23 protein-coding genes and 1 pseudogene are annotated in these 24,494 nt (G+C 67.5%); 9 read left to right on the top strand and 15 right to left on the bottom strand.

The genetic code is table 11. The annotated features are described in order from the left end of the window. The 9 genes and pseudogenes from EDM04_RS06275 to EDM04_RS06235 form a co-directional block, all read right to left on the bottom strand. The gene (locus tag EDM04_RS06275; protein WP_123620288.1) at nt 1-1,146 is read right to left on the bottom strand and encodes an NAD(P)/FAD-dependent oxidoreductase; all 1,146 of its coding nucleotides are present in this window, start codon (nt 1,144-1,146) and stop codon (nt 1-3) included. After that, nucleotides 1,143-1,379 (bottom strand): sulfurtransferase TusA family protein, encoded by a 237-nt coding sequence (locus EDM04_RS06270; RefSeq protein WP_123620287.1) that lies wholly within the window; start codon nt 1,377-1,379, stop codon nt 1,143-1,145. Before EDM04_RS06270 ends, EDM04_RS06275 begins: the two co-directional genes overlap by 4 nt. A 176-nt stretch (nt 1,380-1,555) precedes the next feature. Beyond that, entirely contained in the window at nt 1,556-2,806 is a 1,251-nt protein-coding gene (locus EDM04_RS06265; protein WP_123620286.1) for a M20 family metallopeptidase, read from the bottom strand. A gap of 100 nt (nt 2,807-2,906) precedes the next feature. Next, nucleotides 2,907-3,320, bottom strand: a complete 414-nt coding sequence (gene trxA / locus EDM04_RS06260) for a thioredoxin (protein ID WP_123620285.1) — start codon at nt 3,318-3,320, stop codon at nt 2,907-2,909. 229 nt (nt 3,321-3,549) lie between these two features. Then, complete coding sequence (locus EDM04_RS06255; RefSeq protein WP_123620284.1) at nt 3,550-3,993, bottom strand: hypothetical protein; 444 nt, start codon at nt 3,991-3,993, stop codon at nt 3,550-3,552. A 390-nt stretch (nt 3,994-4,383) separates the two neighbouring features. After that, nucleotides 4,384-5,409: pseudogene (locus tag EDM04_RS06250) on the bottom strand (aldo/keto reductase). A gap of 69 nt (nt 5,410-5,478) precedes the next feature. After that, entirely contained in the window at nt 5,479-5,676 is a 198-nt protein-coding gene (locus EDM04_RS06245) for a hypothetical protein (RefSeq protein ID WP_123620283.1), read from the bottom strand. Between the two features lie 84 nt (nt 5,677-5,760). Continuing rightward, complete coding sequence (locus tag EDM04_RS06240) at nt 5,761-6,006, bottom strand: hypothetical protein (RefSeq protein ID WP_123620282.1); 246 nt, start codon at nt 6,004-6,006, stop codon at nt 5,761-5,763. A 75-nt stretch (nt 6,007-6,081) separates the two neighbouring features. After that, nucleotides 6,082-6,261 carry a hypothetical protein gene (locus tag EDM04_RS06235; protein WP_123620281.1) on the bottom strand — a complete coding sequence of 60 codons (180 nt, stop codon included), beginning with the start codon at nt 6,259-6,261 and terminating at the stop codon, nt 6,082-6,084. A 92-nt stretch (nt 6,262-6,353) separates the two neighbouring features. On the opposite strand from EDM04_RS06235, the gene eif1A reads away from it, so the two are divergent. Both eif1A and EDM04_RS06225 read left to right on the top strand, forming a co-directional pair. Continuing rightward, the gene (gene eif1A / locus EDM04_RS06230; protein WP_008847545.1) at nt 6,354-6,644 is read left to right on the top strand and encodes a translation initiation factor eIF-1A; all 291 of its coding nucleotides are present in this window, start codon (nt 6,354-6,356) and stop codon (nt 6,642-6,644) included. Between the two features lie 126 nt (nt 6,645-6,770). Continuing rightward, nucleotides 6,771-7,703 (top strand): RimK family alpha-L-glutamate ligase, encoded by a 933-nt coding sequence (locus EDM04_RS06225; RefSeq protein ID WP_123620280.1) that lies wholly within the window; start codon nt 6,771-6,773, stop codon nt 7,701-7,703. 33 nt (nt 7,704-7,736) lie between these two features. Here EDM04_RS06225 and EDM04_RS06220 read toward each other — a convergent pair whose 3' ends face one another. Continuing rightward, nucleotides 7,737-8,114: an Hsp20/alpha crystallin family protein gene (locus EDM04_RS06220; protein ID WP_123620279.1), complete on the bottom strand. Its 378-nt coding sequence runs from the start codon at nt 8,112-8,114 to the stop codon at nt 7,737-7,739. Between the two features lie 263 nt (nt 8,115-8,377). Here EDM04_RS06220 and gap point away from each other — a divergent pair, with 263 nt between their 5' ends. Next, nucleotides 8,378-9,430, top strand: a complete 1,053-nt coding sequence (gene gap, locus EDM04_RS06215; protein ID WP_123620278.1) for a type I glyceraldehyde-3-phosphate dehydrogenase — start codon at nt 8,378-8,380, stop codon at nt 9,428-9,430. Nucleotides 9,431-9,517: 87 nt separating this feature from the next. Beyond that, complete coding sequence (locus tag EDM04_RS06210) at nt 9,518-10,741, top strand: phosphoglycerate kinase (RefSeq protein ID WP_123620277.1); 1,224 nt, start codon at nt 9,518-9,520, stop codon at nt 10,739-10,741. 36 nt (nt 10,742-10,777) lie between these two features. On the opposite strand, the gene lrp is transcribed toward EDM04_RS06210, so the two are convergent. Further along, nucleotides 10,778-11,239, bottom strand: a complete 462-nt coding sequence (gene lrp, locus EDM04_RS06205; protein ID WP_123620276.1) for an HTH-type transcriptional regulator Lrp — start codon at nt 11,237-11,239, stop codon at nt 10,778-10,780. A gap of 126 nt (nt 11,240-11,365) precedes the next feature. Here lrp and glnA point away from each other — a divergent pair, with 126 nt between their 5' ends. Continuing rightward, nucleotides 11,366-12,736, top strand: coding sequence for a type I glutamate--ammonia ligase (glnA, locus tag EDM04_RS06200; RefSeq protein ID WP_123620275.1), 1,371 nt, complete (start codon nt 11,366-11,368; stop codon nt 12,734-12,736). A gap of 683 nt (nt 12,737-13,419) precedes the next feature. On the opposite strand, the gene EDM04_RS06195 is transcribed toward glnA, so the two are convergent. Continuing rightward, nucleotides 13,420-16,581, bottom strand: a complete 3,162-nt coding sequence (locus EDM04_RS06195; RefSeq protein WP_123620274.1) for an adenosylcobalamin-dependent ribonucleoside-diphosphate reductase — start codon at nt 16,579-16,581, stop codon at nt 13,420-13,422. Between the two features lie 446 nt (nt 16,582-17,027). Between EDM04_RS06195 and EDM04_RS06190 the strand changes: the two genes are divergently transcribed. Beyond that, nucleotides 17,028-17,267: a hypothetical protein gene (locus EDM04_RS06190; RefSeq protein ID WP_123620273.1), complete on the top strand. Its 240-nt coding sequence runs from the start codon at nt 17,028-17,030 to the stop codon at nt 17,265-17,267. Between the two features lie 53 nt (nt 17,268-17,320). Here EDM04_RS06190 and EDM04_RS06185 read toward each other — a convergent pair whose 3' ends face one another. Beyond that, on the bottom strand, nt 17,321-19,588 hold the full coding sequence (locus EDM04_RS06185; RefSeq protein ID WP_123620272.1) for a CDC48 family AAA ATPase: 2,268 nt from the start codon (nt 19,586-19,588) through the stop codon (nt 17,321-17,323). Then, on the bottom strand, nt 19,585-19,836 hold the full coding sequence (locus EDM04_RS06180; protein ID WP_123620271.1) for an Hsp20/alpha crystallin family protein: 252 nt from the start codon (nt 19,834-19,836) through the stop codon (nt 19,585-19,587). Before EDM04_RS06180 ends, EDM04_RS06185 begins: the two co-directional genes overlap by 4 nt. 195 nt (nt 19,837-20,031) lie before the next feature. On the opposite strand from EDM04_RS06180, the gene EDM04_RS06175 reads away from it, so the two are divergent. The 3 genes from EDM04_RS06175 to EDM04_RS06165 all read left to right on the top strand — a co-directional run bounded on the left by EDM04_RS06175 (nt 20,032) and on the right by EDM04_RS06165 (nt 23,302). Further along, entirely contained in the window at nt 20,032-20,844 is an 813-nt protein-coding gene (locus tag EDM04_RS06175) for an alpha/beta fold hydrolase (protein ID WP_123620270.1), read from the top strand. A gap of 334 nt (nt 20,845-21,178) precedes the next feature. Continuing rightward, nucleotides 21,179-21,625: an Hsp20/alpha crystallin family protein gene (locus tag EDM04_RS06170; protein WP_123620269.1), complete on the top strand. Its 447-nt coding sequence runs from the start codon at nt 21,179-21,181 to the stop codon at nt 21,623-21,625. 3 nt (nt 21,626-21,628) lie between these two features. Beyond that, on the top strand, nt 21,629-23,302 hold the full coding sequence (locus EDM04_RS06165) for an AarF/ABC1/UbiB kinase family protein (protein ID WP_123620268.1): 1,674 nt from the start codon (nt 21,629-21,631) through the stop codon (nt 23,300-23,302). Between the two features lie 37 nt (nt 23,303-23,339). On the opposite strand, the gene EDM04_RS06160 is transcribed toward EDM04_RS06165, so the two are convergent. After that, entirely contained in the window at nt 23,340-24,491 is a 1,152-nt protein-coding gene (locus tag EDM04_RS06160) for a site-2 protease family protein (protein WP_123620267.1), read from the bottom strand. Nucleotides 24,492-24,494 lie beyond the last annotated feature (3 nt).

Genomic DNA, 24,494 nt, shown 5'->3' with positions numbered 1-24,494 from the left:
TCAGAGCAGTCCTCGTGCAGTCAGCCAGTAGGACTCGTTGTACGCCAGCTTCGACCAGTGGAGTTTCTCCGACGGCGGCGCCGGCGACGGCGGATTCTCGTAGTCGAACTCGACGAACGACGCCGCGTCCATCCCCGTCTCGATGAAGCACAGCGTCTTCCCGTCGTAGGTGGCCGTGGGCGGGCGGCCGCGGATCTCGCTGGCGAGACGCTGGCCGACGACGCCGGCCTGGTAGTGAGCGACGCTGCCCGCGTTCGGGACGCCGGTGTCGGCGGTGTCGCCGAGCGCGTAGACGTTCTCGGCGGCCTCGGCCTCCAGCGTGTGCTTGTCGACGCCGACCCAGCCGTCGTCGCCGAGTCCCGCCTCCTCGATGAGGTCGACGCCGCCGTGAGGGGGAATCGTCACGAGGAGGTCGTAGTCGAGTTCCGTCCCTTCCATCGACGTGATCGTCTCCGCCTCGGGGTCGACCAACTCGGCGTTGAAGAACGTCTCGACGTTGATGTCCCGTTCCTCCATGATGGGGCGGGCCCACTCGGCGATGTGGGGATTGCCGTGGACGCGCTGGATCGGGTACGTGTACGTGATGTCGACGTCCTCGCGGAGGCCGCGCTCGCGGAGCCAGTCGTCGGCCATGAAGACGAACTCCAGCGGTGCCGCCGGACACATGTGGGGCGTCCCGATGACGCTCAACACGAGGTCACCGTCGGTGAACTCCARCAGTTCGTCGCGCARGTCGGTCGCGCCCGRCTCGCTGTAGTAGTTGTGACCGYCCTCCGTGAGGCCCGRAATCTGGTCGGGCTCCAACGTCGASCCGGTCGCCAGCACGAGGTAGTCGTAGCTGACTGGTGGGGCACTCCCGTGGAACTGGAGCCGCTGGGCCTCGGTGTCGATGTCSGACACGCGGTCGATCCGGAGRTCGATTGCGTCGTCGACGAGGTCGTCGAGCGGGCGACGGCCGTCGTCRGGTTCGCGCTGGCCGAACGGCACGTACAGCCAGACCGGCTTRTAGACGTGGTCGGGGCCGTCGTTGACCAGCGTGACGCGGACCTCGCCGGCGTCGAGTTCGGGTTCGAGTCGGTCGGCGAGGTCGTTCGCGAGGACGGTCCCGCCGGTCCCGCCGCCGACGATAACGACGTGCTCGGTCATGCTTTCTCCACGTAGAACGCGTTGTGGTCGCCGAGCTCTTCGACCGCAAGCAGTTCGTTACCGGCCTCCTCGGCCCACTCGGGAACGTCGGTGAGCGACTGGTCGCTGTCGCTCAGCAGTCGGATCACGTCCCCCGACTCGGCGCTCCGAATCTTTCCGATGAGGTCCATCAACGGGCCGGGGCATGCTGCGCCTCTGGCATCGACGGTGTCGTCAGGCTCGATGTCAGTCATAGAGAGCTCACAGGGGGCAGTTGGAACTGACCCATATTAGTATTGGATATAGATTCCAAGACTATGAAAATCTGTAGAACCGGGATGGGCTATCGGGAAGTGATCTTGAAATCACAGAGTAGAGACGTTTACGGAGAATCGAGGAGAAAGCCTCGGGCTTCAGCGCGGGGAGGATGTCAGTAACCGAGCTGGGACTGCCACCGTGTTGGTAAATGAGCGTAGACAACGGCATTGTCGACGAGTACGTCGACCGGAACGTACTCATCCGGCGCGTGGACGGTGTCGGTTCCGAGCGCGAACTCGACGGTCGGGATGCCCGCATTCCGGAGTTTCTTGGCGTCACCACCGCCCGTAGCGCTCCGCCTGAAAACGCGATCGCCCGTGACGTCTTCCGCGATCGACGCGACGGCTTCGACGAGTGGGCTGGCGGGTGCTTCGGCCGTATCGACGCTCCAGGAGACGTCGGCGATCGTGATACCGTCGCAGTCGGAGACGCACTCCCGAATCTCCGCGAGCATATCGGGCGTGTGGACACCTGCGGTCAGTCGCACGTCAACTTCGGCGTGTGCAGACTGCGGGACGGTGTTTATCGCGTCCCCGCCCTCGAGGACGCCGAGGTTGATCGAGGGGTACCAGAACAGCTCTCGAGCGGCGGCCTCACCCATCGAGGGGGCGTAGTATTCAATTGACTCCTCGACGGTCGGTGCCACGTCATCGTTGATCTCGAGTCGCTGGGTGCCAAACCGTTCGCGTATAGTCCCGACGGCGTCGTAGAGTCGGTCGATGGCATTGACGCCGAGTACCGGTCGGGAGCCGTGAGCCCCCTCACCGCTGGCTTCGAGCGTCAGCCAGATGCTGCCCCGGTCCGCGATTGTGACGGAGTGGCGGCCTTCCTCGCAGGTCGGCTCGCCGATCACGCACGCGTCAGCCTCGAGCTCACCAGCGTCCAGTAACGCTGGCAAGCCGGCGTCACCGCCCACTTCCTCGTCGCTCACGAACGCAAATTGGAGGTCGACGGGTGGTTCAGCGTCGGTGGCTGCGAAGGCCTGTAGTGCGAACAGCATCGACGCCACGGCGCCTTTCATATCGGTTGCACCGCGGCCGTAAAGGCGCTCGTCGGCGCGCTCGCCGAGCGGGTCGTGAGACCACGCGTCGGCGTCGAAGGGCACCGTATCGAGGTGGCCATTGTAAAGCAGCGTGCGGTCAGACTTGCCAGGAATTCGAACGAGCAGGTTTGGCTTCGCTGGATCGACCGCAAACCGCTCGACATCGACCGGAAGTGGATCGAGGAATCGTTCGATTTCGACGACGATTTCGCGCATGTCGCCGGGCGGGTTCGACGTCTCAATCGCGAGGAGGTCGAGGGCGAGCGCGACCAGTTCCTCTCGGTGTGCTCGCACGTACTCGGACGGCGTAGCGTCGCTCATGGCGTTGCGTCGCTCATTCGTCCGCTACCTCCCCCCGGGGACTTTCGCCGCGGTGAGTATCGGGGTCCAGACAGGGGAAGACTCGTCGGTCATCGTTGGTTCACGCGTGTGTTTCGATCACGGAGCGAAGCTGCGCTTCGTCCTGCATACCGACGAGCCGTTCCGCCGGCTGCCCGTCAGCGAACAGGACGAGGGTCGGAACCCCCTGGACACCGTGCTCTGCGGCGAGTTGCTGATTCGCGTCGATGTCGATCTTCGCTACGGTCGCATCGGTCTCGGCCGCGATCGTTTCGACGATCGGTTCGAGCATCTGACACGGGCCACACCAATCGGCGTAGAAGTCGGCTAGCACGAGACCGTACTCACCGACAGTTTCGGACAGCTCGGCGCCGCCGTCGATATGGATCGGTTCGGACGGGCTCTTCGGGGTGGACGCCTCAGAACCGCCCGTTTCAGCCTTGTTTCGAAGCTCAGCCAGTTTCTGTCGACGGATCTCATCGATATCTTCAGCCATTAGGTGTCCGTTTGAACCGCTCCGCCTTATGTGTTTTTCATAACTCGTACAATACTGTATCGGATGAAGTTTGAACGATAGGGGTCAGAGACAGGACTCAATCGGCCGCTTCTCTCGATCCTCCGAGTCTCGGCTGTACCGTTCTTCAAACTCCAGAATAAGCTGCCCGATCGATCAACGAGTGCACCACTCTTGCACGTGGAAAAAAGGGGAGGGAACCGTCGCCGAGTCAGTCGTCTTCGAGCGCCTGCGCGATGCGCTGGAGCTGGCGGGTGGCGTCGCGGACCTCGTCGCGGAGCTGGCGCACCTCGCGGACGAGCTCCTCGTTGCCGGCCTGATCGCCGCGCTCCTCGCCGCGACCGCCCGCGCCGCCGGAACCGCCGCCCATGCCCGGCGGGCCGCCGGCGCCGCCCGGACCGCCGCCGCCCATCATGCCGGACATCATCTGCGCGAAGGGGTTGCCGCCGCCGCCACCGCCCATCCCCGGCGGGCCGCCGCCGCCCATCATCTCCTCGGGGTCGGGTCGGTCGCCCTCCTCGCGCTCCTGCTCGCGTCGCTCGCGGATCTCCTCGACGCGCTCGCGGAAGGACTTCTCCTCGCCGTCGTCGCCTTCGGCGGTGCTGTCGCCCTGTTCCTCGCCGGCGTCGGCGTCGGTGGCGTCGTCGTCTGCCATGGGTCTCGGTTCGGCGGCCCGGCCGAAAAGGGTTGTCGTGCCGCCCGCGACGGTGCGTTTATAAGCGATCGACGGCCCGTTCGGTTCCGCCGCGCGATCGGGGTTGGGGTCGGTGCACGGACCCCCGGCGCCGGCGTCACGACCGAACCACGCGATGACAGTTCGGACACTCCGCCGGCTCTCCGTCTCGGCCGGCGGCCGGAACGCGATCACCGCAGTTCGGACACCGCGTCCGAGTGCGCGCGTACTCGGTCCGCGACCGGACGGCGGATCGGTCGGCGTCGTTGGACATACACCATTGTCAACAAATGTCATACAAATAGCTTGTCGGTGTATCCCTAAAACACGATTTAGGCTGCTGAAGGGCGTCGTTGCCGTCGGGCTCGCCGACTACTCGTGGCCGGAGACGCGGACCGGCTCGTACGGTTCCTCTAACCACTCCACGTCGGACTCCGAAAGGTCGATATCGAGCGCTTCGACGGCGTCTTCGAGGTGTTCGACGCTGGAGGTGCCGACGATCGGGGTGTCGACCCACTCCTTGTGGAACAGCCACGCCAGCGCGATTTGGGCCATCTTCACGCCCTTCTCGTCGGCCAATTCCGCGACGCGCTCGTTGACCGCCGGCCCGCCGCCCTCGCGGTAGGGGTGCTCGTAGAGGTGCTCTTCGGTCTCCCCGCGGAGCGTGGCGTCCACGTCCTCGTGCGGGCGCGTGAGGTACCCGCGCGCGAGCGGGCTCCACGGCATCACGCCGATCCCCTCCTTCTCGCAGAGCGGGAGGGTCTCCCGCTCCTCCTCGCGGTACGCGAGGTTGTAGTGGTTCTGCATGGTGGCGAACCGCTCGTACCCCTCGCGGTCGCTCGCGTGGAGGGCGTCGGCGAACTGGTGAGCCCACATCGAGGAGGCGCCGACGTGGCGGACCTTGCCGCGACGAACCGCGTCGTCGAGCGCGGCGAGCGTCTCCTCGATCGGCGTGTCGTAATCCCACCGGTGGATCTGGTAGAGGTCGATCGTCTCCATGCCGAGCCGGTCGAGGCTGTTCTCCAACTCCTGTTCGATCGCCTTCCGCGAGAGCCCGCCCGAGTTCGGGTTCGACTCGTCCATTCGGAAGTACGCCTTCGTGGCGACGACTGCCTCCTCGCGGTGCCCCTCCAGCGCCTCGCCGAGGACGCGCTCCGACTCGCCGTTCGAGTACATGTTGGCGGTGTTGCCAGACTACGTCTGGCGGCTAACCAGAAGCCTTCGGCTTCTGGTGATGTCGAAGAAGTTCACTCCGAGCTCGAGCGCGCGCTCGACGATCTCCTTCCCCTCCTCCTCGTCTAAGACCCACTCGCGCCAGTCCGAGTCGCCGAAGCTCATGCAGCCGAGACAGATCTCCGAGACCGTCGTCCCGGTGCGTCCGAGCGTCGTGTACTCCATACGGCGACCAGACGGAGCGGGAGTAAAAATATACCCGCGCCGGGGCGGGACCGCCCGACAGACGGTGGTCTAGTTATCCCGGAACGACGCGGTGTACACGAGGAACGCCCCCGTCAGGAGCACGAACGCGAGGAACGTCACGAGCGCGAGCACGTTCGCGACCGGGGCGAGCGGTTCGAGGAACGACCGCCCCGTCGAGTCGAGCACGAGCACCGCGAGGAGGGCGGCGATGAGACCGAGGAGCCAGTTCGTGAGGATCTCGTCCATGCGTCTTCCCTCACCAAGCCGGAGTAAAAAGGCGGGGATGTCGCGAGCCGAGACGCGACCGTCGCCCCTCTGCGCCGAGACCGGTTATTCGCCGGCGGCGAGCCGCCGTATCCGCGGGAGCGCCTGCTCGTAGCCCAAGGCGACGACCCCGACGTACAGCGCGAGCAGGCCCATCCCGACCGCCCACGCCCCGAGCGCGAGGTCGCCGGCGGTGACCGCCGAGAGACCGAACCGTTCGAGGAGGACGCCGATCGCCGAGGCGGCGCCGGCGCCGGCGACGACGGCGAGGAGTTCGATCAGCTCGACCGCGACGGCGGGTACTTCGACCATACCCAACGGGGGCGGCCGCTAATTATGACTCTTTCGGGACGACGGAGGGACCGCGACGAGCCGCCGACGGCCGGGTCACTTCAGCCCGAACGACCGCATCACGGTGCCGGCGATCCCCTTCGCGATCATCGCGAGGCCGGCCAACAGGATCATGACGGCCGCGCCGATGACCGGGTCGCGGGCGGTGAGAATTCCGACCGCGACGAGGACGACCACGACGCCGGCGATGCCTTCGGATCCGAGGGTGTCGCGCATGGCTCCCGATCGCCGCCGTCGAGGTTTAAAAAGGGCGCTTCCGCGCGGAGAGCGGCCCTTTTATTTCCGGGAGCGCGTATCACCGCGTACGCATGAGCAACGGAGACGGCGGCGGCCGAAACGACCTCCGGATGCCCGACGACGACGAGGTGTTCGCGGAGGTCGTCGAGATGCTCGGCGCGAACCGGGTCAGAGTGCGCTGTGCGGACGGGAAAGAGCGGACCGCGCGGATCCCCGGCCGGATGCAGAAGCGCGTCTGGATCCGCGAGGACGACATCGTCCTCGTCGAGCCGTGGGACTGGCAAGACGAGAAGGGCGACATCTCGTGGCGCTACGAGAAGAGCGAGGCCGAACAGCTTCGCGAGGAAGGCCACCTGCAGTAGCGCGATCGAGTCGCGCGCCGCGGCGAGCCGCCGACGGCACGGGAGCGGCGGCGGCGCCCCGCGGGGTCGACGAGCGACCGGCGACCGCCGCACCGTTTTTAAGTCCGAACGGCCCCGAGCGAGCGCATGCTCCGGCTCGCGATGACGACCGACGCCGAGACGTTCGACCGGGTGCGCGAGCCGCTCGCGGCCCGCGGAATCGCGGTCGACCACGTGCGGGCGAAAGAGCGGTCGCTCCGCGTCTCCGGCTACGGAACGCGCGAGGAGGACGGAAACGGGGGCGGAGGCGAGGAAGGAGACGCTCACGGCGAGTTCGAGGAGTTCGCCGGCTTCGACGCCGGCTTCGTCTACCCCTCGCGGCTCATGGAGGGCGCCGTGGTCGACGCGCGGCTGTCGGTCCCGTGGGTGAACGACCGGGCGGCCGTCCTCACCTCCCGGAACAAGGCGGGCGTGCTCGCCGCGCTCGACGACGCCGGCCTCCCGGTCCCGCGGACGACGCTGGTGTCGAACCCCGTCGACGAGTCGGTCGTCGCCGAGGCGGTCGAGCGGTTCTCCTACCCGGTCGTCGTGAAGCCGAACTCCGCGACCCGCGGGGTCGGCGTCGCGACCGCGAGCGACCTCGACTCGCTTCTGGGAGTCGTCGACTACCTGGACCTCGTCCACGACTACCGCGCGACCGGCGACAAGTCGTACCTGATTCAGGAGTTCCTCTCGGACGCGCGCGACTACCGCGCGATGGTCGTCGACGGCGCGTGCGTCGGCGCCGTCGAGCGAGAGCTACCTCCGGACGCGGCCGAGGAGGGACGGTGGAAGCACAACGTCCACCGGGGGGCCGAGGCGACCGGGATCGACCTCCCGGACCGCGCCCGCGGGCTGGCCGAACGGACCGCGGAGATCCTCGGGATCGACTACCTCGGCGTCGATCTGCTGGAAACGGACGGGCGGCTGGTCGTCAACGAGACGAACGCGCGGCCGACGATCGACGCGGCGACGAAGTACGAGCCGGACTTCTACGACCGGCTCGCGGCGCTGATCGAGCGGACCGCGGCGGGAGAATAAAAGGGGAGACGGATCGGAGAGCGGCTCGGCGGCCTACTCCAGATCGATCGAGGCGGAGTCGTCGTCGCGGTCGAACGCGACCTCGAGCACGCCGTTGTTGAACGTCGCGTCCGCCGAGTGCTCGTCGACCGGGACGGGGAGCTCGACGGTCTCGTCGTACTCCCGCCGGTCGGACGCCGCGGAGATGGTGAGCGACTCCCCGTCGCACTGCAGGGAGAGCTCGTCCTTCGAGACGGCCGGAAGGTCGGCGACGAGTCGCACGCCGTCGTCGGTCGTGTACGCGTCCACGTGCGTCTCAGAGCCGAAGCCGGCGTCCTCGCTTCCGGGGTTCCCGTTGGCCATCTCGTTCATCATCCGTTCGATCTCCTCGAAGAAGTCGCCGAACGGATCGTCACGGTCGTCTCTGTCCATACCTGTCGTGAGGGTGGTGTCCCCGATAAGCCTTCTGTCCACGACCGTCTTCGCCGCCGCTCGGGGTCGTGCGGGCGGTACGCGGCGCCTCTGGCGCTCGTCTCTCGCTCTCCGGACGCTCTCCCGCAGACGCCGATCGACCCGTCGAAATTGGGAGCGGTCGGCTCGAAAGAAAACCGACCGTCCGTAACAAAATCGAACGATAGTGACCGTCTCGCGGTGACTCGGTCGGATTTAAGTGTCTGGGCCCTCCTTTTTCGGACATGAGTAAATCATATCTCGCCGCGGGCGAGGACGTGACCGACGACGAGGTCGTCCGGGTGGGCCTCAACGGGTTCGGTCGGATCGGGCGAAACGTGTTCCGGGCGGTGCTGGAGTCGCCGCGGATCGAGCTCATTGGCATCAACGACGTGATGGACTTCGACGACATGGCGTACCTCGCGAAGTACGACACCGTCATGGGTCGGCTCGACGGCGTCGAGCGCGACGGCGACGCGCTGACGATCGGCGACACCGCGGTGGACCTGTACAACGTGCAGGACCCCGCGGACCTCCCGTGGGACGAGCTCGACGTGGACGTGGCCTTGGAGTGTACGGGCGTCTTCCGCACCCGCGAGGACGCGAGCGCGCACCTCGAGGGCGGCGCGGACACCGTGATCATCTCGGCGCCCCCGAAGGGCGAGGAGCCGGTCAAGCAGCTCGTCTACGGCGTCAACCACGACGAGTACGAGGGCGACGACGTGGTCTCGAACGCCTCCTGTACGACCAACTCCATCACGCCGGTCGCGAAGGTGCTCGACGCGGAGTTCGGCATCGACGCCGGCACCCTCACCACCGTCCACGCGTACACCGGCTCGCAGAGCCTCGTCGACGGCCCGATGGCCAAGCGCCGCCGCGGCCGCGCGGCCGCCGAGAACATCGTGCCGACCTCGACGGGCGCCGCGGGCGCCGCGCAGGAGGTCCTCCCGCAGCTCGAGGGCAAGATCGACGGGATGGCGATGCGCGTCCCGGTCCCGACCGGCTCGATCACCGAGTTCGTCGTCAGCCTCGACGAGCAGGTCACCGAGGAGGACGTGAACGCTGCCTTCCGAGAGGCCGCCGACTCCGGCCCGCTCGCGGGCGTTTTAGGCTATACCGACGAGGAGGTCGTCTCGAGCGACGTCGCCGGGCTTCCGTTCTCCAGCTACGTCGACCTGCAGTCGACGAACGTCATCGCCGGCGGGAAGCTCCTGAAGATCCTCACCTGGTACGACAACGAGTACGGCTTCTCGAACCGGATGCTCGACATGGCCGCGTACGTCCACGACGAGGCGTAGGCGGTCGGTTCCCGATCGCCTCGCTCGCCGCGGCGGCGCACTGTGCGGAAACCCACTTCTAAGTACCCAATCGACGACCGTTCACCCATGGCAGAATTCGACACCATCGACGACCTCCCGGCAGACTCGCGCGTCCTCGTTCGGCTCGACCTCAACTCCCCGATCGAGGACGGCAAACCGCAGGACAACCGCCGGTTCGATCGCCACGCGGAGACGGTCCGCGAGCTGGCCGACGCCGGCCACCGCGTCGTCCTGATGGCCCACCAGGGCCGCCCCGGCCGCGACGACTTCACGTCGCTCGCGGGCCACGCCGAGATCCTCGCCGACCACGTCGGTCGCGACGTGGCGTTCGTCGCGGACACCTACGGCGACGAGGCGCTGGCGGCGATCGACGCGCTCGGCGCGGGCGAGGTGCTCCTCTTGGAGAACACCCGGATGTGCGACGACGAGCTTCCCGAAGAATCCCCCGAGGAGAAGGCCGAGACGGAGTTCGTCCGGACCTTGGCGCCGGAGTTCGACGCGTACGTCAACGACGCCTACTCGGCGGCGCATCGGTTGCACGCCTCGCTGGTCGGGTTCCCGCTCGTCCTCCCCTCGTACGCGGGCCGCGTGATGGAGACGGAGTACGAGGCCAACACCGCCATCGCGACCCGGGAGTTCGACGGACCGGTGACGATGGTCGTCGGCGGGACGAAGGCGACCGACGTGATCGGCGTGATGGACGCGCTAGACGAGAAAGTGGATCGCTTCCTGCTCGGCGGCGTCGCCGGCGAGCTCTTCTTGCGCGCCGCGGGCCACCCGGTCGGCCGCGACGTGGGCGACACGGACCTGTTCGACGAGCAGTGGGCGGAGAACCGCGAGCTGATCGAGTCGGTGCTCGACGAGCGCGGCGACGCGATCCGGCTCGCGACCGACCTCGCGTACGAGGGCTCCGACGGCGACCGCGCGGAGGTCGCCGTCGAGGACATCGACGAGAAGACGGCGGGGTACCTCGACGTGGGCTCGGAGACCGTCGCAGCGTACGGACCGCCGATCCGGGAGTCCGACGCGGTGTTCGTGAAGGGCGCGCTCGGCGTCTTCGAGGACGAGCGGTTCGCCGATGGGACCGTGGGCGTGCTCGAAGCGATCGCCGAGACCGACTGCTTCTCGGTCGTCGGCGGGGGCGACACCTCGCGGGCGATCGAGATGTACGGACTAGACGAGGGCGACTTCTCGCACGTCTCCATCGCGGGCGGGGCGTACATCCGGGCGCTGACGGGCGAGCCGCTGCCGGCCGTGAAGGTTCTGGAGGCGGCGGCCGCGGATCGGTAGGCGGCGGAACGGAAGTCGCCGCGGACTCGACGGCGACTACTCCTCGTTGAGGTCGAGGTCGAACTGCTCGTTTTCGGTGACGGGGTTGAGGACGACGCTGGTGTTCGACTCGCGGATGTCGGCGTCGGTGAGGATCGACTTGATCTGCTCGTTCATCCCGTCCGTGTCCGTGAACTTCCCGATGGCGATCACGTCGTAATCGCCCGTGACCTCGTAGACGCTCACCATCTGTTTCTCCTGCCGGAGCTTCTCGGTCACGTCGGGGAGCGCGCTCCCCTCGACTTTGAGCTGGAGCACCGCGGTCACGTCGTAGCCGAGCTTGTCGTAGTCGACGATGGGCGTGTACCCCCGGATCACGCCCTCCTCTTCGAGGTCGCGGAGGTGGTTCGACACCGTCGTCACCGATACGTCGAGCTCGTCGCCGAGGCTCCGGAGGCTCGCCCGGCCGTTACTGAGAAGGGAGTTGACCAGCTTCGCGTCGAGGTTTTCGTACGTCATCACACCTATCCACGTCTTCAGGGGTTTATAATTTTACGAACGTCCAGCATTCTTGCGCGACTGGCGGTTCATGCGCCAAGCGATAAGGCCTTTATACTGGCAGATAACGAATGAACCGTCCAGAACATGACGGACGAACACGCGAAACCGGACGGCGGCCTCACGGCCGAAGAACAGGCGGTACTCGACGAGATCGAAGAGGAAAACGTCGATTTCCTGCGGCTCCAGTTCACCGACATCCTCGGCGTCGTGAAGAACGTCTCCGTGCCCGCTCACCAGGCGGAGAAGGCGTTCACTGAGGGTATCTACTTCGACGGCTCCTCCATCGAGGGGTTCGTGCGCATCCAGGAGTCGGACATGCGCCTCGTCCCCGATCCCGAGACGTTCGCGGTGCTCCCGTGGCGCAGCAACGGCGACGACGACAGCGCGGCCGCGCGGCTCATCTGTGACATCGTCACCACGGAGGGCGAACCGTTCGTCGGCGGCCCGCGTCAGGTCCTCAAGAGCGTCCTCGAGGAGGCCGAGGAGATGGGATACTCCGTCTCCATCGGCCCCGAACCGGAGTTCTTCCTGTTCAAGACCGACGACGACGGAAACGCGACGACGGAACCCCACGACAACGGCGGCTACTTCGACCTGGCGCCCAAGGACCTCGCGAGCGACGTCCGCAAGGAGATCATCTTCACCTTAGAGGACATGGGCTTCGAGATCGAGGCCTCCCACCACGAGGTCGCCGAGGGCCAACACGAGATCAACTTCAAGTACGACGACGCGCTCACGACCGCGGACAACATCGCGACGTTCCGCGCGGTCGTCCGCGCGGTCGCCAGCCAGCACGACCTCCACGCGACGTTCATGCCCAAGCCGATCGCCGAGATCAACGGCTCGGGGATGCACACCCACATCTCGCTGTTCGACGAGGACGGCAACGCCTTCTCCGACGACGGCGACGAGTTCAACCTGAGCGAGACGGCCTACCAGTTCATGGGCGGCATCCTGAACCACGCGCCCGCGTTCACGGCGGTCACCAACCCGACCGTGAACTCCTACAAGCGCCTGGTGCCCGGCTACGAGGCGCCGATCTACGTCGCGTGGTCCGACACGAACCGCTCGGCGCTCGTCCGCGTCCCCGACGCCGCGGGCGTCTCCGCCCGCTTCGAGGTCCGCAGCCCCGACCCGTCCTGTAACCCCTACCTCGGACTGGCGTCGCTCATCGCCGCCGGCCTCGACGGGATCAAGACGGAGGCCGACCCGGGCGACCCGGTCCGCGAGGACATCTACGAGTTCGACGACGAGAAGCGCCGGGAGTACGGCATCGAGACGCTGCCGCCGAACCTCGGCGCCGCCGTCGACGAGCTGGAGAACGACGAGGTGCTGCAGGAGGCGCTCGGCCCGCACACCTCCGAGAAGTTCGCCGAGGCGAAGTCCCAGGAGTTCAGCGAGTACCTCACCCAGGTCTCCCAGTGGGAGGAGGACCGCTACCTGGAGACCTTCTGAGGCGACGGCGCGGCTGCGGTTTCTCGGTTCTTTCGGCTCGTCCGGTTTCACTTTGCGGCGCCTTCTTCGAGAGTCGCAGTCGTCCCCGACGAACACGCGAATTCGACAGATAGCGAGAGTGAGTATTGCAGATCGGTGGGGATAGTTCGGTATTTAAACGATCGTAAGTGGTGGGCGACGATCGCTTATAAATGGCGTGCGGCGGCGCGCCCCGGTGAGCGGCCGCCATCGGCGGCCGCGAACCGCGAGGGACCTTCGGTCCCTCTGGCAGCCGGCGGCGAAGCCGCCGGCGACGACGGTGCGAGGGAGTCGGCCGGCGCTTATAAGCGCCGGCCGACGAGGCTGGGGAGGTGTGAGGCTGCGGTGCTGTGCGGGGCGGGTGGGACTCAAAGGGGCAGACGCTGCGGGCGCCGCACGCTCGCTGCGCGCCTCACTCGGTCGCTGCCGCTCCCTCGTTGCGGTGCTTACATCGCCTGCGGCGCCCGCAGCGGCTGGGGCTTTGGAAGTGTTCACCGCAACACCGTCGACGACTTATAAACAGCCGCCAGCAACATCATTCGATCGCTTCTAAAAACCCGTTCCACCAATTCGCTATACCCACTCCCGGAATCACTCACTTCTGCGTCCGTACCGCCCTGAAAAATCCGCGTCGTCGAAAGCCCGCTACTCGCTGCTCGACCCGTCTAACACTCCGACCAGCCGCACGACTCGCACGTCTTGCAGCCCTCGGAGTAGTAGAGGTTCATCCCGCCGCACTCGGGACACTCGGGCGACTCGCCCGCCGCGATCAGCTCCTGGGTCGCGTCGTCGGCGCCGACCGCGTCGTCCGCGGCCTCGGGGCCGCCGGCGGTCGGGGCGTCGCCCGTCGCGTCGGCGTCGACCGTACCGGCGTCGACCGCGCCGCCGTCCGTCTGGCTCGGGGGCTCGGCGACGCCCTCGACGTCGTCGAGGCTCTGCTGTTGAGGGATCCCCTTGTCGATCTCGTCGTCGAGGTAGCGGCGGAGCGCGGTGCCGATCGCGTCCGGGATCGACTGGATCTGCTCGCCCTTGTCCCACGCGACCTTCGGGCTCCGGGTGCCCTGCAGCTCGTCGACGATCTCCTCGGGGTCGACGCCAGAGCGGAGCGCCGTCGAGATGACCTTCGCGAGCGCCTCCGTGAAGGAGTTGGTGTAGCCGCCGGAGTGACCGATGTTCGCGAACAGCTCGAACGGCAGCCCGTTGTCGTCCTCGTTGATGGTGACGTAGAGCTTGCCGTAGCCCGTCTCGACGCGCTGGGTGACGCCGTTCAGGGAGTCGGGGCGCGCGCTGCGCTCGCTGTAGTCGATCCGGGGCTGCTCGCTGGCTTCGAGCAGGTCCGAGATCTCCGTGTCGATCGCCGCCTGCACGTCCTCGTTGTCGAGGAACGACTCGATGCCGCCGAACACCTCGCCGATCTGCTCGACGATCGCTTCGGCCGCCTCGCTCTCGTCGGCGAACTCCGTGTTCTTCGCGCGCGTCGTGAGCACCTGCTTCGAGCGGGTGCCGTCGCGGTAGACGGTGACGCCCTTCCCGCCGTGGTCGTAGATGTAGCGGTACACCTCTTCCATCTCCTCGGCGGTGGCGTCGTTCGGGAAGTTACACGTCTTCGAGATGGCGGAGTCGACGCCCTTCTGGCAGGCGCACTGGACCGCCGCGTGCTGCTTGCCCGAGAGGTCGCCGGTGACGACGAACAGCTCGCCGATGGCGTCAGGCACCGTCTCTAACCCGTCCACGCCGTCGAACTCGTTTTCGGCCATCTGCTCTTGGGCCTCCCGCTTGACGGCGTCGACGTCGACGTCGTTCTCCTCTAAGGTGCGCAGGAAGTAGTCGTCGAACTCGACGAGCATCTCGTCGCCCTGCACGTCGTCGGAGACGTTCTTGTAGTAGGCGACGTTGTAGATGGGCTCGCAGCCGCCGGTGGTGTTGCCGATCATCGACGTCGTGCCCGTGGGCGCGATCGTCGTCGTGTTGTGGTTGCGGATCGGGAACCCGTCCGCCCACTCGTCGGCGTCGAGGCCGGTGTAGTGCTCGAACCAGTCGCGGTGCTCGGTGGGGTTCGCGTACTTCGACTCCTCCCAGTCGTTGAACGTCCCGCGCTCCGTCGCGAGCTCGTGGGAGGTCCGCTTCGACGCGTGGTTGATGTGGGTCATCAGCTGGCGGGCGACCTCGTTGCCCGGCTCGGTGCCGTACTGGATCCCGAGCTGGATGTACAGCTGTGCGAGCCCCATGACGCCCAGCCCGATCTTCCGCATGTCGCGGACCTTCTGCTCGATCTTCTCGACCGGGAAGTCCGACATCGTGACCACGTTCTCTAAGAAGCGGGTCCCGTAGTCGATCCGCTCGTCGAACTCCTCGAAGTCGATCGCCTCCTCGAGGAAGGCGTCGATCGCCTCGGCCTGCGAGTCGTACTCGTCGGCGTGCTCGGCGGACCAGACGCGCCAGTCCGGCGCGTCCTGGGCCGCGAGCGTCGAGAGGTTGATGTGGCCGAGGTTACAGGCCTCGTACTCCTCCAACGGTTGCTCACCGCAGGGGTTTGTTGCAAGGATCCTGTGGTCTGGATTTTCTTCAACATCGAACGAATGTTCCTTGTTCACGCGCTCGAGGTAGATGACGCCCGGCTCGCCGTTCTCGTGGGCGCCCTCGATCATGTCGTCCCACAGCTCCTGGGCCGGGATCGACAGCACCTCGCCGACCTCGACGTGCTCGCCGAGGCCGAACATGTCGTAGATCTCCTTCGTCTCCGGCGTCGCGACGTGCGGCTCCTCCGTGCGCGGGTTGGTGAAGGTGAACTCCTCGTCGTTGTACAGCGCCTCCATGAAGTCGTCGGTGACGCCGACGCTGATGTTGAAGTTCGACAGGTGGCCCTCGACCGCGTTCCGGAGGTGTTCGGGGACCTTCCCATCGTCGTCGATGAGGTCGCGCGCCTCCTCTAAGGCGTCCGCGAAGGAGTTGTGCGTGAAGTCGTCGGGGTCGTTCAGGCGCAGCGAGTGAGCCAGCGAGACGTCCTTGTTCTTCGAGTGGATGAACTGGATGACGTCCGGGTGCGAGACGCGCATGACGCCCATCTGGGCGCCGCGACGTGCGCCGCCCTGCGCGATCGTCTCGCACATCTGGTCGAACGTCCGCATGAACGTGATCGGCCCGGAGGCGATGCCGCCGGTGGAGCCGACGGAGTCGCCGTAGGGGCGGAGCTTCCAGAACGCGTACCCCATGCCGCCGCCGGACTGGAACACCTCGGCCGCCTCCTTGGCGGTCTGGTGGATGTCCGTGATGTCGTCGTCGGGCGAGTCGACGAAGCAGGCGGAGAGCTGCTGGAGCTCGTCGCCCGCGTTCATCAGGGTCGGCGAGTTCGGCATGAAGGAGAGCTGCTCCATTCCGTCGCGGAACCGGTCCGCGGTCGCCTCGACGTGGTCGCGCACGCTCTCGGGGAGCTCGGGAACGACCGTGTCGTACGCGAACTTGTTGACGTTGTGCGCGGTGAGCGTCGTCTCCGTATCGTCCTCGGCGGTGACTCCCGCGCCGAAGACCTCCTCGGCAAGCTCGTCGCGCCGGGGATGATCGGGCTTCAGCTGGTCGGGCGTGACCGTGACCTCGACATCCTGGTTCTCCGCCTCGAACACCGCCTCCGCGAGCGCGACGTTGCGCGCGACGCGGTCGAACAGCTCCTCGGGGTCCTCGATCGCCTCCCCGTCCGCGTTCTTCCGGAGGTAGCGCGCGGGCAGGATGTTGTGGTAGGCGTTGGCGGTGAGCCGCTCCTCCATCGTCTCGCCCGTGGTGCGTTTGATCGGCAGTTCGAGTTCGTCGGCGGCGACGCCGTCGCTGCTCATTCGACGGCCACCCCGCTCGGTTGGCGTGAGATATGGATCATCTGTAGTGTTGGTGTACTGGCGAGGCGGGCCCTTGTAGGTTCGGATACGCGGACCCGACAGGCGACTACATGTCCGGTTCGTTATGCAACGTCCGCTCCGCACGTCTGACGCTGAATTTCGGTACGGAAGCATGGAACGGACTCCGGACACATAAGCGTAGCCAGACCGGAGTGAAACTGATCGGAGACCGAAAAAACCGCAAGAAGGAGGCGTTTTCCCACCGGAACAAAAGGGGGGTTGTTCGGCGGCGGTTCGCCGGAGAAAGCGACACGGCACCGCGTTCACGAGCGTCGTGTCGGTGATCGGTCGTCCTCGTCAGCCGCAGTTCTTGCCGCGGACCTGTCAGAACCGATAACTGGTCCGTCCGCTCACAGCATAAGCGTCGAGCTTGCTCCCACAAGCTTATGCCGGGGCTCGCCGTGGACCCGGACATGACCGCTTCGCTCGCCGCGCTCGCGGCCACGGTACCGCTACAGGCCGGCCTCCTCGCCAGCCAGGCGGGACAGCTACTCGTCGCGCTATTCGCCGTCGCGATCGTCATCGTCGTCGGCAAGTTCGTGTTGAAGCTCGCGTGGCGGCTCGTCACGATCGGGATCGTTCTCGTCGCCGCGTTCTACCTGCTGTCGACGCTGGGCGTCGTCTGAAAAAATCGTAACTACGGCCGATCCGAGACGGATCCGGACCGGGTCCGGACCGACTACTGGAACGCCGTGCCGGGCTCGGTCTCCGCGGACTCGACCTCCGACCGCCGGAACTGCTTTTCGATCTCCTCGTAGCGCTCGCGCGTCTCGGGGGTGACGCTCGGGTTCACCTCGTCGAGGGCGTCCTCGAAGTGCTGCATCGTCACGCGGACGTTACCCACGGACTCGCCAACCTCCTCGCGCGAGACGCTGCCGATGAACTCCCGGGAGGCGTTCATCGACGCCTCGCGGGCCACCGCCTCGATGTCGGCGCCGACGTAGCCCTCCGTCTTCCGGGCGATCGCGTCGAGGTCGACGTCGTCGGCCAGCGGCTTGTTCCGCGTGTGGACCTCCAGGATCTTCCGGCGCGCGTCCTCGTCGGGCACGGGAACGTGCACGTGGCGGTCCAGCCGGCCGGGACGGAGCAGCGCTGAGTCGATCAGGTCCGGGCGGTTCGTCGTCGCGATGACGACCACGTCCTCCAGCGACTCGAGCCCGTCGAGCTCCGTCAGCAGCTGGGAGACGACCCGTTCGCCGACGCCGGAGTCGCCGGAGTTCTTGCCGCGCTCGGTCGCGATCGAGTCGATCTCGTCGAAGAACACGATCGTCGGCGCGTTCTCGCGGGCCTTGCTGAACACCTCGCGGACGCCCTTCTCGGACTCGCCCACGAACTTGTTCAGCAGCTCGGGCCCCTTGATCGAGATGAAGTTCGACTCCGCCTCGTTGGCGACGGCCTTCGCGAGCAGGGTCTTCCCCGTGCCCGGCGGGCCGTACATCAGGACGCCCTTGGCGGCCTGCATGTCGAGCTCCTCGAACACCTCGGGGTACTCCAGCGGCCACTGGATCGTCTCGCGGAGCCGCTCTTTGGTGTCCTCCAAGCCGCCGACCTGCTCCCAGCTCACGTCGGGGACCTCGACGAACACCTCGCGGAGGGCGGAGGGTTCGATCCCCTTCATCGCCTCCTTGAAGTCGGACTCCGTGACCTGGATGGAGTTGAGCACGTCGGCGTCGATCTCGTCGCTCTCGAGGTCGATCTCGGGGCGGATACGCCGCAGCGCGTGCATCGCCGACTCCTTCGCCAGCGACTCCAAGTCCGCGCCGACGAAGCCGTGGGTGTTGTCGGCGTACTCGTCCAAGTCGATCTCCTCGACCAGCGGCATGTTCCGCGTGTGGACCTGCAGGATCTCCTTGCGGCCCTCGCGGTCGGGGACGCCGACCTCGATCTCGCGGTCGAACCGGCCGCCGCGCCGGAGCGCGGGGTCGATGGCGTCGACGCGGTTCGTCGCCCCGATGACGACGACCTCGCCGCGCTCCTCGAGCCCGTCCATCAGCGAGAGCAGCTGGGCCACGACGCGGCGCTCGACGTCGCCGCCGGCCTCCTCGCGTTTCGGCGCGATGGAGTCGAGCTCGTCCATGAAGATGATCGCGGGCGACTCCTCGGACGCCTCCTCGAACACCTCGCGGAGCTTCTCCTCGGACTCGCCGTAGTACTTCGACATGATCTCCGGGCCGGAGATCGTGTGGAAGTTCGCGTCGATCTCGTTGGCGACGGCCTTCGCGATCAGCGTCTTCCCGGTGCCCGGCGGGCCGTGCAGGAGCACGCCCTTCGGCGGGTCGATGCCGAGCCGCTTGAACAGCTCCGGGTGCCGCATCGGCAGCTCGATCATCTCGCGGACCTGTTCGAGCTCGTCGTCGAGCCCGCCGATGTCCTCGTAGGTCACGTCCGGACCCTCGCTCGGGCCCTCGCCGGCCTCGCTCCGGTCGGTCAGCTCCTCGGCGGGGACCTCGGAGATCTCGAGCTCGGTGTCGTCGGTGATGACGACGGTCCCCGAGGGGGTCGTCGAGGCGACCTTCATCGGCACCGCCTGCGACTGGCCGCCCATCAGCCCGAAGCCGAGCGACGTGCGGATGGTCTGCCCCTCGGTCACCGGCTGTCCGGAGAGCTTGTCGCGGATGAACGGGGCGATCTGCCCGCGGACGCGGAGCTGGCTCGGGAAGGCGATGGTGACCGACTCCGCCCGCGAGACGTCGACGTCCTCGACGGTCACGCGGTCGTCGATCCCGACGTTGGCCTCCTGGCGGAGGCGGCCGTCGATGCGCACGACGCCGGTCCCGTCGTCCTCGGGGTAGCCGGGCCAGACGCGGGCGATCGCGGCCCCGTCCGGTCCCTCGACGCGGACGATGTCCCCGCCGGAGAGCCCGAGCTCCTCGGCGGCGACCCGGTCGATCGCCGCGAGGCGGCGGCCGGCGTCCTTCTGTTTCAGCGGTCTGACGGTGAGTTTCATCGCTGGCCCTCCACGGTGACCACGCCGTTCTCGACGGCGACCGAGTCGGCCTCGCTCGGGAGCTCGAACTCCGACTCGACGGGCTCGCCGTCGCCCTCGATCACGACGATCGCGGTTCCGCCGACGGTGTCGACGGTGACGTTCTCGGCGTCGGCGCCCAGATCGGCGGCGACGACCCACCCGTCCTCGTACTCGTACCGGCGGAGCAGCGCGCCGTCGCCGGTCGATCGGGTCTGTTGGTGATTCATGCTAACTACAAGTTAGGCGCGAGAGTATATGAATGTATCGCCTAAAATCGCATGACGTGAGATAATAACAGAATATCGGTAGTGTTGCGGTTCGGGGGTCGATCGCGGCGCCGTCGGCGACTGCCGACGGGTCGAGCGGGGGGGACGCCGAGCGGCGGCCGATCTTTATGAGGCGGCGCGCGCGACCAACAGCCCATGGAGCGGGTCACCCACCACGGCCGCGACACCGCCTACCGGGCCTCCGACCGCGGCGGCGACGGGCCGACGGTCTGTTTCGTCCACGGGAGCGGCGGGAGCAAGGACGTCTGGAAGGCGCAGGCGCGTCTGAGCGACCGATTCCCGGCCGTCGCGCTCGACCTGTCGGGCCACGGCGACAGCGACGACATCGGAGGCGGTGACGACCAGGGCGACGACGCCGGCGCGGCCGCCGGCCCCGAGGCCCTCGACGCGTACGCGGACGACGTGGTCGCCGTCGCCGAGGCGACGGGCGCGACCGTCCTCTGCGGCAACTCGCTGGGCGGGGCCGTGGCGCTGTGGGTCGCCTTGGAGCGCGACCTGGCGCTCGACGGGCTCGTGCTCGCCGGGACGGGCGCGAAGCTCGCCGTCGCCGAACCGCTCCGCGAGGCGCTCGCGAACGACTTCGACCGAGCGATCGAGCTGCTTCACGAGCCCGACCGGCTGTTCCACGACGCGCCGCCGGAGTACGTCGAGCTCTCCCGTGCGGGGATGCGCGAGTGCGGACGCGCGGTCACCGAACGCGACTTCCGCACCTGCCACGCCTTCGACGTCCGCGACCGCCTCGGCGAGATCGAGGTCCCGTCGCTCGCGCTCGTCGGCGAGCACGACGCGCTCACGCCCGTCGAGTACCACGACTACCTCGCGGACCGGATCGGCGACTGCGAGCGCGCGACGATCGAGGGCGCCGCGCACCTCGCGATGCTCGAGCGACCGGCGGCGTTCAACGCGGCGCTCGCGGCGTTCTGCTCGCGGGTCTCAGGAGGGTCGTAGCGGCGCCCAGCGGTGCCCGAAGGCGGGAAGCCGTCGCTCTCGGTGCATTACTTAAAAAGCCGCGGCGAGCGAAGCGCCGTTGGAGCCCCGTCCCCCGACGGAGACGCGGTCCGAACCCGAAAGTCGACTGAACGGAACTCGATGCGGTACCGCTCGGTCGTCGGCCGCCGTCGATTTCGGTCTCCGATATCTTCCGTACTCACCTCGTGACATGCGTTACCACGCAACAGTACTTAAGTCGTTCGCCGTCGGGAACCGCGAGGACGAACCAACCCCGAGCGGACCCGTCCCCCCTTTCCACACCTTTTTCGCCGCGGCGACCGTACCCGTGTCCATGTCAGCGTTACGCGACGCGCTCCGGGACCTCCCGGACGCGGTGTTTGCGGACCTGCTCGAATCCGACGAGGGGTACGTGCTCGTCGTCGACCTCCCGGGCGCCACCGCCGAGACCACCGAGGTCCTCGCGGAGGACGGCCGGATCGCCATCGAGGGCCGCCGCGAGAAGGAGGTTCCCGAGGGGTTCCGCTACGTGCGCGAGGACCGGCCGCTGTTCCTCGACGCGGAGCTCCCCCTGCCCGGCGATGCGGACGGCAGCGGCGCCGACGCGGAGATGGACCGCGGGGTCCTCGAAGTGACGATCCCCAAGCGGACCGGCGACGCCTCCCGCACGATCCCGGTCGACGAGGCGGGAGAGGACGGGGACGATGCCGGCGAGGAGGGGATCGAGACCGGCGACGGGGACGACGAGACGGCGGACGGCGACGACGAGGCAGGCGCCTGACGGGTGGTCACGCTGGTTAACCTCCGCGCGTACTGGCGGTTCCTCGTGGTCATGCGGCGCTTCTCGCCGCTGATCATCGCCTACTGGCGGGACCGGAAGCGGTACTTCCTGTTCGGCGGGGGCCGCGACGTCGACGCCGAGACCCAGCGCGAGCGCGCCGCCGTCCTCCTCGACATCCTGCTCACGCTCGGGCCCACGTTCATCAAGCTCGGACAGATCCTCTCGACGCGGCCCGACATCCTCCCGCCGGCGTACATCGACGTGTTGGAGGGGCTCCAAGACGACGTGCCGCCGGCCCCGTGGGGGGAGTCGAAGACCGTCCTCGAAGACGAGCTCGGCCCGGTCGACGAGACGTTCGACGACTTCGATCGAGACCCGATAAGCGGCGCGAGCCTCGGACAGGTGTACACCGCCCGGTACGAGGGGACCGACGTGGCGGTGAAGGTCCGGCGGCCCGGGATCGAGTCGCTCGTCGAGGCCGACCTCCGGACGATCCGGTGGTCGATCCCGCTGGTCAAGCGGTTCATCGGCAGCGGACGGGCGTTCTCCTTAGAGAATCTCGCGGACGAGTTCGCGAAGACGATCCGCGAGGAGATGGACTACGAGCGCGAGCGCGAGATGCTCGAGGAGATCCGCGCCAACTTCGCGGACGAGGACCGGATCCGGATCCCGACCGCCTTCGAGGCGGTCTCCGGGCCGCGCGTGCTCACGATGGAGTACATCCCGGGGACCAAGATCAGCGACGTCGGCGCCCTCGACGAGGCGGGACACGACCGGAACGCCATCGCCGAGACGCTCCAGGAGGTGTACCTGCAGATGATCATCGAAGACGGGGTGTTCCACGCCGACCCCCACCCCGGGAACCTCGCGGTCGACGACCGCGGGGCCGTGATCTTCTACGACTTCGGGATGGCGGGGCGAGTGGACCCGTTCATTCAGGGGAAGATCGTCGACTTCTACGTGGCGGTCGCCCGGCAGGACATCGACGGCATCCTCGACACCCTGATCGCGATGGGCACCCTCTCGCCGGAGGCCGACCGCGAGGTGATGGGGAACGTGATGGAGCTGGCCATCGCGGACGCCAGCGGCGAGGACATCGAGCAGTATCAGGTGAACCAGATCATCGAGCAGGTGGAGTCGACCATCTACGAGTTCCCCCTCCGGCTTCCCCCGAACCTCGCGCTCGTGTTGCGCGTCGCCACGGTCGTCGAGGGGGTCTGTGTCACCTTAGACCCCGAGTTCGACTTCATCTCGACCGCGACGGAGTACCTCAGGGAGGAGGGGTACTACGAGCAGACCGCCCGCGACCTCGCCGAGGACGCCGGGCGGCAGGCCCAGAAGACGACGGAGGCGCTGTTCACGGTCCCGCCGAAGGCCGACGACTTCCTCGACCGGGCGAACCGCGGCGACCTCCACGTCGACGTCACGATCGACGACGGGTCGAACGTCCTCGACAAGCTCGCGATGCGGATCGCGTACTCGGTGCTGCTCGCCGTCGGCGTGCTCTCCGCGACGATCCTCTACTCGTTCGCCCAGTCGTGGCGGCTGGCGGCGGTCGTGCTCTTACTCGCCGCCCCGCTCGCCGTCGCGCTCTACCGCTCGTTCCGGAAGAAGCGCGGGATCCGCGCGACGCCGCAGTTCACCAGACAGGGAATGAAGAAGCGGCGCGAGGACTGACGGGGGCGCCTCGGCCCCGCCGAACGCCCCGGCGGCCTCACGCCGAGACGACTTCGATCGGAACGAGGAGGAAACAGAGCGCGCCGACCGCGAACGTCCCGATCCCGACGGCGAGACGGGGCCAGCCGAGCCGCTCCTCGTCCGCCGGGTCGGCGGGCCCGTTGAACGCGATCACGAGCGCGAACACGCCCCAGAACGCCCACAGCCCCACCGACTGGTCGAGCCCGAAGCCGCGCCAGAAGTAGAGGTACCCGGCGATCGAGAGGAGCGCGCCCGGCACCAGCGCCGCGATCGTCTCCTGTCGCGGGCCGACCATCGCCCGGACCATGTGCCCGCCGTCGAGCTGGCCGACCGGCAGGAGGTTGAGCAGGGTGAAGAACATCCCGACCCAGCCGCCGATCACCACCGGGTGCGCGGAGAGCGCCGGGTCCTCGTACGCCGTCGGCTGACCGAGGAGGTCGGCGATGATCCCTAAAAGCGGCGGGTTGTTGAACCGGATCATCGTCTCCGACGCGTTCGCGATCTCGGCCGGGACCCGGATCGGATCGAGCGAGAGGCCGATCGCGGTGACGACGACCGTCGCGACCAGCCCCGCGATCGGGCCGGCGACCCCGATGTCGAACAGCGCCTTCCGCGAGGGCATCCGCCCCCGCATACGGATGATCGCTCCGAGGGTCCCGAAGGGGAAGACGAAGGGGATCACGTACGGCAGGGAGACGTCGACGCCGTGGTACCGCCCGGCGGCGTAGTGGCCGAGCTCGTGGGTCATCAGGACGCCGAGCACCGCGGCCGTGAACGGCCACGCCCGCAGCATGACCAGCGGGTTCGCGGCGATCTCCTCCCACCCGACGTAGTACCACCCGTACGCGCCCACGAACAGCGTCGACAGGACCGTCGCCGCGAACATGGCGACGTTGACCCACGGGATCCCGTCCCGTCCGCTGTCGAAGGGCGTCGCGACGACGACGTGTCCCCCATCGACCGCCTCAAAGTCGACGTCGTAGCCGGCGTCGCGGAACTTGGGGACCAGCTTCCGCAGCAGCGTGCGCTCCGGGACGTACGACTCACCAATATACCGAACGCGGCCGTCCTCCCGGCGAACCTCGTCGATCCGGAAGAACGTCCGGAGCGGCTCCGGACGCGGAACGTCGGACCCCTCCGACGGCTCCCCGTCCTCGTGTTCTGGCATCGT

This window comes from Halorubrum sp. CSM-61, assembly GCF_003781945.1.
GTDB lineage: Archaea > Halobacteriota > Halobacteria > Halobacteriales > Haloferacaceae > Halorubrum.
Note: the sequence above shows the minus strand (reverse complement) of the source record. Positions and strands in the feature narration are given on the sequence as shown.